The 1,939-nt window shown below is 64.5% G+C and carries 3 pseudogenes (all running past the window's edge); all 3 read right to left on the bottom strand.

Annotated elements, in window-relative coordinates:
- Positions 1 to 1,141: pseudogene (locus FVQ81_14025) on the bottom strand (arylsulfatase) (it extends 356 nt beyond the left edge of the window).
- Positions 1,142 to 1,471: 330 nt separating this feature from the next.
- Positions 1,472 to 1,939 (bottom strand): annotated as a pseudogene (locus tag FVQ81_14020) (hypothetical protein) (it continues 42 nt past the right edge of the window).
- Positions 1,935 to 1,939 (bottom strand): annotated as a pseudogene (locus FVQ81_14015) (Gfo/Idh/MocA family oxidoreductase) (it continues 847 nt past the right edge of the window). Before FVQ81_14015 ends, FVQ81_14020 begins: the two co-directional pseudogenes overlap by 47 nt.

The raw sequence follows: 1,939 nt of genomic DNA, 5'->3' as shown, positions 1-1,939 counted from the left end.
CGATCACGTGGCCCACCTCCCGGCTGACCGTGCCCGGATTGGCAATCCCTCCGGGCCAGCGCGCCACCAGCGGCGTGGATATACCGCCCTCGTGGACCCAGTGTTTGAACATGCGGAACGGGGTGTTGCTCAGGTTGGCCCACGGCCGCCGGTAGGCCACGAACGAACCCGGCTCGCCCGGCTCGGTGCCCTCCTGGTTCAAATCACGTCCGTCGATCCGCTCATGGCAGCCGCCGTTGTCCGAGAGGAACAGCACCAGCGTGTTCTCATCAGCGCCCATCGCTTCCAGTTGACCCAGTACCCGCCCGATTCCCTGGTCCATCCTGTCGATCATCGCCGCGTAGACCTCCATCAGCCGCTGCAGGTACTCCTTGTCAGGCACATCGTCCCAAGCGGGTACCTCCGGATCGCGGGGACTCAGCGGCCAGTCCGGGTCGATCAGGTCCAGTTCCTTCATCCGCTCGTAACGCTCCACGCGCAGTTTGTCCCACCCGGCCTTGAACCGTCCCCGGTATTTGGCGATATCCTCCGGCCAGGCGTGCAGCGGCCAGTGCGGCGCGGTGAAAGCCAGGTAGAGAAAAAACGGCTGGTGCGCGTGCGCACCCTGTTCGTGCTCGCGAAGAAAGCGGACGGCGTAGTCGCTGAACGCGTCGGTCATGTAAAAACCCTGGTCCGGCGGGTACCACTCGTCGTTGTCGATCGCCATCCGGCGGCGTCTGCCCGGCTGTTCCTGCAACTCCCAGTAGCTGTTGGCACCGCTGATCAGCCCGAAATAGCGCTCGAACCCACGGTCGACCGGCCAGCAGGGGCGACATTCGCCGACGTGCCATTTGCCGGACATGTAACAACTGTACCCGGCAAGTCCCAGCGCCTCGGCTATCGTGACGCAACTGTCGTTGAGACGGCCCATGTAGGGTCCCGGCTCCCGGTTGCAGTCGCCCACCATGCCGCCCATCCCCGCCCTGTGCGGATACATCCCGGTCAGCAGCGAGGCCCGGGTGGGACAGCAGCGCGCGGCGTTGTAAAAACTGGTGAACCGCACTCCGCCGGCGGCCAGGCTGTCGATATTGGGGGTCGCCACCTCGCCGCCGAAACAGCCGATATCCGAGTAACCCATGTCGTCGGCCATGATAATTACCACGTTCTGCCGCCTGTCGCCTCCGGGGGCGACCCCGCAACCGCCGAGCATGGGTGCGATCGATGCGCCGGCCAGTGCGCCGCCCAGTGCGCCCAGGAATTTTTTGCGTTTCATCGTTGGTTGCCTCCTGTGCTCCGGTGTGCATTTCTCTGCTGGATTTCTTGATATTTGGAAGTTCAACTGCCGTGCGCGGCCGCCGCCCGCCGGGACAGTAAAACTGTTCCGGCGGCAGCCCCGTCAGCGGGGCTGGAGGGCGAAGCCCGCGGCGGCCGCCGCCGTGGCCCGGCAGAATTCTCCGCACCATCTTCTCAGTTCCGGAGAGTGTCCCCGCGCTCAGCCCCGTCCGTAGTCCGGGATTTTCTTCAGCGTCCCGCCCTCCAGCGAACTCTGGTGGGCGATTATCCCTGGCACGGTGTAGGCCAGCGCCTCGTGCACGTTTACCGCTGGCTGGCGCTGCTCGATACAGGCCGAGACGAACTCGTGGGTAAGATGGGTGTGGCTGCCGCCGTGGCCAGAGGGATGACGCAGCGGCTCGGGCAGCAGCTCGTAGTGGTTGCCCACCTCGATTGTCTCAGTCACGATTCTGCTTTCGGCGTAGTTGTTCTTGACCTCTTCGCCTTTCTCCCGGCGGGAAATCAGCGTCCCTGTTCCGCCGGGACGGGGCATCTGGAAACTCATCTCGCTGCCGAAAAACGAACCCCGCTCCGTGCCGCCGCTGGCGACTTTCCAGTAAATCGCCACCTGGGCGTTGTGCCCGCCGCTGGTCTTGAAAAACGCGGTTTCGCTGAGGAACGGGTTATC

The sequence above is a fragment of the Candidatus Glassbacteria bacterium genome, from assembly GCA_019456185.1.
Taxonomy (GTDB): domain Bacteria; phylum Gemmatimonadota; class Glassbacteria; order GWA2-58-10; family GWA2-58-10; genus JAJRTS01.
Note: the sequence above shows the minus strand (reverse complement) of the source record. Positions and strands in the feature narration are given on the sequence as shown.